Source organism: Agromyces sp. NPDC055658, from assembly GCF_053618155.1.
The window spans coordinates 1-8,628 of the sequence record NZ_JBSHHD010000063.1 but is presented as its reverse complement, the minus strand read 5'-3'; the positions used below and the strand labels follow the sequence as shown (position 1 = coordinate 8,628).

The following is an 8,628-nucleotide window of genomic DNA, read 5'->3' as shown; positions in this document are numbered from 1 at the left end:
GCCACGAGGCATCCGGCCCGTTCGACGGAACGTCGGGCGCTGTCGCTTACGCGAGCGCCTTCGCCTTGAGGGCGTCGTACTCGGCCTGGGTGATGGTGCCGGCGTCGAGCAGCGCCTTGGCCTTGGCGATCTCGTCGGACGCGCTCGCCGAGGTGCCGGCGGTCTGGCGGATGTAGGCGTCGGCGGCCTGCTGGGCTGCCTCGGCGTCGCGCGCCGAGCGCTCGGCCATGCCCTTGCCGCGGGCGATCAGGTAGATCAGCGCGGTGAGGAACGGGACGAAGATCAGGAAGATGATCCAGAACGCCTTCGCCCAGCCGTTCAGCTTCGAGTCGCGGAACAGGTCACCGATGATCGCGAAGAGCGCGAACAGGTAGGCGATGAACGCGAACGCCCAGAAGAACCACCAGATCAGGTCCCAGAAGTTGTTCCAGAAATTCATGTGCTGCGTGCCTTTCGATTACGAGGTGAGGCATCGCCGGATGCGACGCCGGGAAGCCCCGTCTCAGTAACGGCATCGCCTGTGCAGGCGGTGCCTCCCCCTGACCGAAGACCATCCTGTCGATGACAATAGCGCGACCGTGCCCGGAATCGTGCGGATTTCCGCGTCGCGACGCGCTCGGGCGCAAGAATCCTGACGGACGGTGAGTGACTTCGGCGTGCTCGCCGGGTAGCGTCGCCGGGGGAGGATGAGCATGGCGGAGTGGTGGTCGACGCTCGACATCAACGGCTGGAGCATCGCCGGCATCGTGGTGACCCTGCTGGCCACCTGGATCCTGGCCCGGCTCTCCCGCAGGGGGGCGCGGGCGGCGATGGCGCGTGTGCCGAGCCTCGACGACGGGGTGCGACTGCTCGCCGAGCGCGTCGTCGGGTACACGGTGTGGCTCATCGGCATCGGCATCGCGCTGAGCTTCCTCGGCGGCTCGGTCCAGCCCATCCTCGCGATCGCCCTCGTCGTCGCGGTCGTGCTGGTCTTCGTGCTGCGGGGCATCGCCGACAACTTCGCGGCGAGCGTGGTGCTGCAGACGAGGCATCCGGTCGGGGTGGGAGACGAGCTCGAGGTGGGCGACGTCGTCGGCGTCGTCACCGAGCTGAACGGCCGGTCGGTGATCGTGCGCAGCTACGACGGCCGCACCGTGCACCTCCCGAACTCGCAGCTGCTCACCGAGGCGTTCTCGAACAACTCGGCCCACGGGGCCCGGCGCAGCGAGATCGAGGTGCGCGCCGCCGCGAGCGGGACGCCGCGCGAGCTCATCGTCGAGGCGGTGAGCGGCACGCACGGGGTGCATCGCCGCGAGACGATCCAGTTGCGCCCGATCACCATCGGGCCCGACCGCGAGGTGTACCGCGTGCGCTTCTGGCATCATCCGGCCAACGGCGTCGCGGTGACGGCTGCCGTCGTCGACTCCGTCGCAACCGCGCTCGCCGAACGGGGGATCGGCGCCGTCGTGACGAGCGAACCGCCGCCCCCGCCGCTCGTCGCGCCGACGGAGTTCTGACACGGCTGAACCGGCCGAGTCCGCGGGGCACGCGTACGGCATGATTGCTGGCGAGGGCCCGCGCGGTCCACGAGGAGGGGGAGCGAGTGTCGGCGACACCACAGGCACCGAGGGTGCGCGACCTCGCGATCCTGGCGATCCCGACGATCGTGGTCGGCATCGGCTCGGCGGTCATGCTGTGGCTGCTCGACCTCGCGGCCGAGTCGCTGCACGGCGTGATCTGGGAGAGCGTGCCCGACGCGATCGGCATCGGCCCCGACGCCCCGATCTGGATCTTCACGGTGCTCACGCTCACCGGAGCCGCGGTCGGGGCCGCCGTCTGGCTGCTGCCGGGGCACGGCGGGCCCGACTCTGCGCTGGGCGAGCTCGATGCGCCGCCGCCGAAGCTCATGGCCCTGCCCTCGCTCGCGCTCGTCGTCGTGCTCGGCCTCGCCGGCGGGGTCAGCCTCGGCCCCGAGAACCCGATCATCGGCATCAACACGGCGCTCACGATCGCCCTGCTCGCGAAGGTCGCCGCCAAGATCCCGACCCGACTCGCCGCGACACTCGCGATGGCCGCCACGATCGGCGCGCTGTTCGGCACGCCGGTCGCGGCCGCGCTCGTGCTCACCGGAGCGGTCGCCGCCGTCAGGGGCGGCGGCTCGCTGTGGGACAAGCTCTTCCTGCCGCTCGCCGCGGCCGGCGCGGGCGCCATCACGATGCACGTGCTCGGCGGCTCGTCGCTCGCATTCGCGCTCGAGCCGATGGACGGCGTCGAGGCGATCGACCTCCTGAGCGGCACCGTCATCGCCGTGGTCGCTGCGGTGGTCGGCCTGATCGGCGTCTACCTGCTGCCGATCCTGCACCGCTTCTTCCACTCGATGCGGAACCCCCTCATCTACACGACGCTCGGCGGCGCGCTGCTCGGCGTGCTCGGCATCATCGGCGGACCGGTCACGCTCTTCAAGGGCCTCGACGAGACCGGTGAACTGCTCACGAATCCCGACGACTTCTCGATCGGCCAGCTCGCCCTGTTCGCCGCCGTCAAGCTCGTGGCCCTCGTGATCGCCGCCGCCGCCGGATTCCGCGGCGGCCGCGTCTTCCCCATCGTGTTCATCGGCACGGCGCTCGGCCTGCTCGCGTACCACCTCGTGCCCGACATCCCGATCTCGCTCTCGGTCGCCTGCGCGGTGCTCGGCATCACGCTCGTCGCCACTCGCGACGGCTGGATCGGCATCTTCCTCGGGGCCGCGATCGTCGGCGACACGACGGTGCTGCCGCTGCTCTGCGTGATCGTGCTGCCGGTGTGGCTCGTCGTGACGAAGGCGCCCGAGTTCATCGCCCACGAAGCCCCCGAGCCGTCGAAGGAGGTCGCCTCATGACCGTGGCCCGCCCGCTCGTCGGCCTCGACCGGCACAACGTCCTCCGCGAGATCGTCGCGGGCGTCACGCTCATCGCGATCGCGATCCCCCTCAACATCGGCTACGCGCAGATCGCGGGCCTGCCGCCGACCGCCGGTCTCTACGCGCTCGTCGTGCCGACCGTCGTCTATGCGCTCGTCGTGTCGAGTCGGCAGGTCGTCGCCTCGCCCGACGCGGCGGCCGCGGCGCTCGTCGCGAGTTCGATCGGAGGGCTCGCCATCGCAGGCGACGCCGAGAACTACGCGACCCTCGCGCTCGCGCAGGCGATCCTCTGCGGTGTCATGTTCATCGCGCTCGCCGTCTTCAAGCTCGGGTTCCTCGCGAACTTCCTCTCGAAGCCGATCCTCGTCGGCTTCGTCGGCGGCCTCGCCCTCGACATCCTCATCAGCCAGATCGCGAAGATGCTCGGCATCAAGATCCCGTCGGGCGGAGAGTTCATCGAGAAGACCACGGCGCTCATCGAGGGCCTGCCGACGATGAACCTCGTCGCCGTCGCGATCTCGGTCGGCTCGGTCGCGGTGCTGCTCCTCGGCAAGCGGTTCCTCCGGGCCGTGCCGTGGGCGCTCGTCGTGCTCATCGTGAGCACGATCCTCGTCTACGTGCTCGACCTCGACGACGCCGGCGTCGACGTGCTCGGCGCGGTGCCGGCCGGCCCGCCGACGCTCACCTGGCCGGTCATCGACTGGACGATGTGGTTCGCGCTCATCCCCTCGGCGATGGCGCTGACGCTCGTGACGACGGCCGAGGGCCTGCTCGTCTCCCGTTCGTACGGCGAGAAGCACGGGTACTCGACGAACCCCAACCGCGACCTCCTCGCCTTCGGCCTCGGGAACATCGCCGCAGGAGCCTCGGGCAGCTTCGCCGTCGGCTCGTCGACGTCCCGCACCGCGGCCATGGACCAGGCGGGCTCGCGCACGCAGCTGCCCTCGCTCGTGCTCGCGGTCGGCACCCTGTTGCTGCTCCTGTTCGGCACGGCGTTGCTCGCCGACATCCCCTCCCCGGCGATCGGTGCGATCGTCGGCGTCGCGATCCTGCCGCTGCTCGGCGTGCGCGAGTTCGTCGACCTGTGGAAGGTCGACCGGTTCGAGTTCGGCGTCGGGGCGGCGTGTTTCCTCACGACCCTCTTCGTCGGCGCGATCCCCGGCATCCTCGTCGCCTTCGTGCTCGCCCTCATCAATCTCGCCCAGCGTGCCGCGAACCCCGCGATCGACGTGCTCGAGGCGGGCGGCGAGCCCGGTGACTCGCTGCTCGACGAGGCGCCGAAGGGTCACGTCACGGCGCCGGGCGTCATCGTCGTGCGCCTCGCCGCGCCGCTCTTCTTCGCGAACGGGTCGGTGTTCAGCGACGCCGTCAAGAAGGCCGTCCGCCGCGCGACGGCGGCCGGCAACGGACCCGTGCGCCACGTCGTGATCGACATGGAGGCCGTGACCGACATCGACGTGACCGGCGCCGAGAGCTTCGAGGCGCTGCTCGCCTGGCTCGACGAGCACCACGTCGATCTGACGTTCAGCCGAATGCGCCCCGGCACCAGGGTGCGCCTGGCCGACCTCGGCCTGCTCGGCGACCGTGCCGTCTACCCGACCAACCGCGACGCGATCGCCGCGCTCGTCACGACCGACCAGGAGTGAACATGCCCATACCCGTCACCGTCGACAACTTCACGCGCGCCGAGACCGACACCATGATCCGCAACATGCTGCCGATCATCGGCGGGCTGGGCGTGTTCCATCACGACCGCGAGCTCTCGCCGCTCGACCAGCAGCCCGTGATCCGGCAGAACCGCGACACGCTCTACTCGGTCGCGATCGTCGACATCGCGGACGGTGCGACACTGACGATTCCCGAGACCGCCGGCCGCTACCTCTCGGTGATGGTGATCAACCAGGACCACTACATCAACCGGGTCTTCCACGAGGCCGGGCGCTACGAGCTCGCGCGCGCCGAGTTCGGCACCGACCTCGTCGTGATCGCCGCCCGGATCCTCTTCGACCCGGCGAGCGAGGCCGACCTCGCCGAGGTGCATCGCCTGCAGGACGGGCTGACGATCGAGGCGGCCGGGCAGCGCGTCTTCGACTCCCCCGACTACGACACGGCCTCGCACACCGAGGTGCGCGACGCCCTGCTGGTCCTCGGTCGGACGATCGGCGGACTCTCACACTGCTTCGGCAAGGCCTCCGAGGTCGACCCCGTGCGCCATCTCGTCGGAACCGCCCTCGGCTGGGGCGGCCTGCCCGACGACGAGGCGCAGTACCTCAACATCGAGCCGGGCCTGCCCCGCGGCCGGTACACGATGACCTTCGGTGCCGACGTGCCCGCCGACGCATTCTGGTCGCTCAGCGTCTACAACGGCGCCGGCTACTTCGAGCCGGGGCCGAGCGGGCTCACCAACGTCAACTCCGTCTTCGCGGTGAAGAACGACGACGGCACGACCACGATCCACCTCGGCGACTGGGGCGACGAGACTCCGAACCGCATCCCGCTGCCCGAGGGCTGGAACCTCCTCGTGCGGCTCTACCGTCCCCGACTCGACGACCTCGCGAACTGGCGGGTTCCCGAGATCGTCGCCGTCTGATCGATCACCGAACGACAGGAGCAACCACCATGGGCAGCGTCATCGGAGACATCCTCCCCCTCGCCGTCGGAATCGCGATCAGCCCGATCCCGATCATCGCGGCGATCCTCATGCTCCTGTCGCCGAAGGCGAAGGGCACGAGCGTCGGCTTCCTCATCGGCTGGGTGCTCGGCATCGTCGTCGCGGTCGTCGCGTTCACGCTGCTCGCGTCGGTCATCCCCGAATCCGACGCGGACGACTCGAAGCCGATCTCCGGCGTCATCAAGCTGCTGCTCGGTGCGCTCCTGCTGCTGCTCGCCGTCAAGCAGTGGCGCTCGCGGCCGAAGCCGGGCGAGGAGCCCGCGATGCCGAAGTGGATGTCGGCCATCGACCAGATGACGTTCGGCAAGGGCCTCGGCCTCGGCTTCCTGCTCTCGGCGGTCAACCCGAAGAACCTCATCATGGGCGTCGGCGCGGGCGTCGCGATCGGTTCGGCCGGGCTCTCGGGTGGCGAGCAGGCGATCGCGATCGTCGTCTTCGTGCTCATCGCGGCGTGCTCGGTCGCGATCCCGGTGATCGGCTACCTGCTCGCGTCGAAGCAGATGGCGGGCCCCCTCGAGTCGCTGCGGAAGTGGCTGGTGCACAACAACGCGGCCGTCATGGCGGTGCTGCTGCTCGTGATCGGCGTCGTCATGATCGGCAAGGGAATCGGGAGCTTCTGAGTGACGGGGCACGGCGCGACCTCATCGACGGACGGCTCGGGGCGGGCGTTCGGGCGCGGCTCCCGCGTGCTCATCGCGCTCGCCGCGGCCGTCGTCCTCTTCGTCGGCGTCTGGTTCGCCCGCGACCTGCTCGCTCCCGCCGCGCTCGCCGCGGTCGTCGTGATCATCGCGTACCCGGTCCGGCGCCCGCTCGAACGTGCGGGGTGGCCGGTCTGGCTCGCCTCGACGGCCGTCATCGTCGTCGCGTACCTCATCCTCGCGGTGCTCGCGGTGCTGCTCGTCTACGCGGTCGGCCAGTTCGTCGCGATGCTGCCCGAGCTCGCGGACGACCTGCAGGCCACGGCCGGCGGCGTGGCCGACTGGCTGCAGGGCCTCGGCTTCTCCGCGCCGTCGGCGCAGACGGCACTCGGATGGCTCGACCCGGGCGCGATCGGCAAGGCCGCCCTCGGGGTCGCCGACCAGGTGCTCGGCTTCGCGACGGCGTTCTTCTTCGTGCTCGCATACGTGATCTTCATGGCCGTCGACGGTGCGCGCTTCCGTGCGGCGTCGGCTGCGGCATCCGCGTGGATGTTCGGCAACGCGACCGCCGATCGCATCGCGACCCGCTACTTCACGGGGGTTCGGCGCTACTACGTCGTGAACGCGACGTTCGGTGCGATCGTCGCCGTGCTCGACGGCCTGCTGCTGTGGGCCGTCGGCGTGCCGATCCCGGCCGTGTGGGCGATCCTCGCGTTCGTCACGAACTTCATCCCGAACATCGGGTTCGTCATCGGGCTCATCCCGCCCGCCATCCTCGCGCTCGTCGTCGGCGGGTGGCCGCTCATGCTCGCGGTCATCGCGATCTACTGCGTCATCAACGTCGTGCTGCAGGTGCTCGTGCAGCCGAAGTTCGTGAGCGACGCGGTCGGCCTGAGCCTCACGCTGACCTTCTTCTCGGTCGTGTTCTGGGCGTTCGTCATCGGGCCGATCGGCGCGATCCTGTCGGTGCCGCTGTCGCTGCTCGTGCGCGCCCTGCTGCTCGAGCCCGATCGCGGCGCCGTCGCGCTGCGCCGCCTCACCGGCGAGGGCGAGGACTCGCTGCGGGCGTCGGGTTCACGCGACGTGCATGATGACCTGCGGGCGGCGGAGCCCGAGAGTAGTACCCGAGGCCAGGAGGAATCCGATGTGGTGGAACAAGAAGCATGAGTCAGCGGAGACCGATCAGGCGCACGCCGAGGGCGCGATGACCGCCGGGACACCGGTGCCGCACCGCAACGCGTTCATGCTGCTCGGGTTCGCGGGCCTCGTGATCACCCTGTTCGGCATCGCCGCGATCGGGTCGGTGTTCTCGGCGGTGTTCCTCGCGCTCGTGCTCGTGATCTGCGTGCACCCCGTGCGGCGCGGGCTCGAGCGGCGCGGCGTTCCGCGGGGCATCGCGACGCTCCTGGTGCTGCTCACCGTCGTCCTCCTGCTCGGCGGCTTCGTCTTCGCGCTCGTCATCTCGTTCGCGCAGTTCGCGACGCTGCTGCCCGAGTACGCCCCCGAGTTCGAGTCGTGGGCGACGGCGGCGTCGAAGTGGCTCTCGAGCCTCGGCGTCGGCCAGGAGCAGATCAACGCCCTCATGAGCTCGTTCGATCCGGGCAAGATCGTCGGCGCGCTGAGCGGGCTCGTCAGCAGCCTGCTCGGCGGGGCGCTGGGGTTCATCTCGTTCGCGGTGATCCTGCTGACGATGCTCATCCTCATCACGTTCGACTCGTCGTACGTGCCGACGGTCGTCGCGGGCATCGGCCGCAAGCGGCCCGAGCTCGCGACGGGGCTCGTGCGATTCGCCAGCGGCGTCCGCCGGTACATGGTCGCGACGACGGGGCTCGGCGTCGCGCAGGGCCTCGTGAACTGGCTCGCGCTCGCGATCATGGGCATCCCGGGCGCGGCCCTCTGGGGCATGCTCTCCTTCCTGTGCAGCTTCATCCCGAACATCGGCTACTTCATCGCGATCGTGCCGCCGCTCGTGTTCGGCGCACTCGTCGGCGGCTGGCCGACCGTCGTCGCGGTGATCGTCGTCTACGGCCTCATCAACGCGGTGATCCAGTCGATCATCCAGCCGAAGGTCGTCGGCAACGCGGTCTCGCTCAGCCAGTCGCTCACGTTCGTCTCGGTGCTCGTGTGGGCCGTCGTGCTCGGCCCGATGGGCGCGATCCTCGCCGTTCCGCTCACGCTCCTGGTCCGCATGCTGCTCGTCGACTCGAACCCGTCGGTCGGCTGGGTGCTGCCGGCGCTCGGCGAGGTCGACGACGTGAAGCGCGAGATGGACGAGATCGACGCGGAGGCGAAGGTCGCCCGCATGCAGCGTCGCGAGGAGAAGCGGCACGAGCACGCGGCCGCTCGATCCGAGGGCGATCCCTCGCCCGACGACGACGGCGGAAGCGCGGGCACGTCCCGCTGACGGGTCCCGAACGAACGGATGCCTCGGCGAGCAGCTG

At 70.0% G+C, this 8,628-nt stretch carries 8 protein-coding genes; 7 read left to right on the top strand and 1 reads right to left on the bottom strand.

Annotated features, from left to right (window positions below):
- Window positions 1-46: 46 nt before the first annotated feature.
- On the bottom strand, window positions 47-439 hold the full coding sequence (locus ACWGPE_RS18185; RefSeq protein WP_231429468.1) for an SHOCT domain-containing protein: 393 nt from the start codon (window positions 437-439) through the stop codon (window positions 47-49).
- Between the two features lie 253 nt (window positions 440-692).
- Between ACWGPE_RS18185 and ACWGPE_RS18180 the strand changes: the two genes are divergently transcribed.
- The 7 genes from ACWGPE_RS18180 (at window position 693) to ACWGPE_RS18150 (ending at window position 8,591) form a co-directional block, all read left to right on the top strand.
- A complete protein-coding gene (locus ACWGPE_RS18180) occupies window positions 693-1,496 on the top strand; it encodes a mechanosensitive ion channel family protein (RefSeq protein WP_231429470.1) in 804 nt (267 codons plus the stop codon).
- An 86-nt stretch (window positions 1,497-1,582) separates the two neighbouring features.
- Window positions 1,583-2,857 (top strand): ion channel protein, encoded by a 1,275-nt coding sequence (locus ACWGPE_RS18175; RefSeq protein ID WP_231429472.1) that lies wholly within the window; start codon window positions 1,583-1,585, stop codon window positions 2,855-2,857.
- Window positions 2,854-4,524 (top strand): SulP family inorganic anion transporter, encoded by a 1,671-nt coding sequence (locus ACWGPE_RS18170; RefSeq protein WP_275507046.1) that lies wholly within the window; start codon window positions 2,854-2,856, stop codon window positions 4,522-4,524. Before ACWGPE_RS18175 ends, ACWGPE_RS18170 begins: the two co-directional genes overlap by 4 nt.
- A 2-nt stretch (window positions 4,525-4,526) precedes the next feature.
- Complete coding sequence (locus ACWGPE_RS18165) at window positions 4,527-5,468, top strand: DUF1214 domain-containing protein (RefSeq protein WP_231429476.1); 942 nt, start codon at window positions 4,527-4,529, stop codon at window positions 5,466-5,468.
- A 29-nt stretch (window positions 5,469-5,497) separates the two neighbouring features.
- Window positions 5,498-6,169 carry a GAP family protein gene (locus ACWGPE_RS18160; protein WP_231429478.1) on the top strand — a complete coding sequence of 224 codons (672 nt, stop codon included), beginning with the start codon at window positions 5,498-5,500 and terminating at the stop codon, window positions 6,167-6,169.
- A complete protein-coding gene (locus ACWGPE_RS18155; protein ID WP_275507044.1) occupies window positions 6,170-7,354 on the top strand; it encodes an AI-2E family transporter in 1,185 nt (394 codons plus the stop codon). It begins immediately after the preceding gene.
- Window positions 7,332-8,591, top strand: a complete 1,260-nt coding sequence (locus tag ACWGPE_RS18150) for an AI-2E family transporter (protein ID WP_452049211.1) — start codon at window positions 7,332-7,334, stop codon at window positions 8,589-8,591. The genes ACWGPE_RS18155 and ACWGPE_RS18150 overlap by 23 nt, the downstream gene beginning before the upstream one ends.
- Window positions 8,592-8,628 lie beyond the last annotated feature (37 nt).

What these genes read in the sequence shown, in the direction of transcription:
- ACWGPE_RS18185 (WP_231429468.1), bottom strand. Translation starts at nt 439, where the DNA reads ATGAATTTCTGGAACAACTTCTGGGACCTGATCTGGTGGTTCTTCTGG.
- ACWGPE_RS18180 (WP_231429470.1), top strand. Translation starts at nt 693, where the DNA reads ATGGCGGAGTGGTGGTCGACGCTCGACATCAACGGCTGGAGCATCGCC.
- ACWGPE_RS18170 (WP_275507046.1), top strand. Translation starts at nt 2,854, where the DNA reads ATGACCGTGGCCCGCCCGCTCGTCGGCCTCGACCGGCACAACGTCCTC.
- ACWGPE_RS18165 (WP_231429476.1), top strand. Translation starts at nt 4,527, where the DNA reads ATGCCCATACCCGTCACCGTCGACAACTTCACGCGCGCCGAGACCGAC.
- ACWGPE_RS18160 (WP_231429478.1), top strand. Translation starts at nt 5,498, where the DNA reads ATGGGCAGCGTCATCGGAGACATCCTCCCCCTCGCCGTCGGAATCGCG.
- ACWGPE_RS18150 (WP_452049211.1), top strand. Translation starts at nt 7,332, where the DNA reads ATGTGGTGGAACAAGAAGCATGAGTCAGCGGAGACCGATCAGGCGCAC.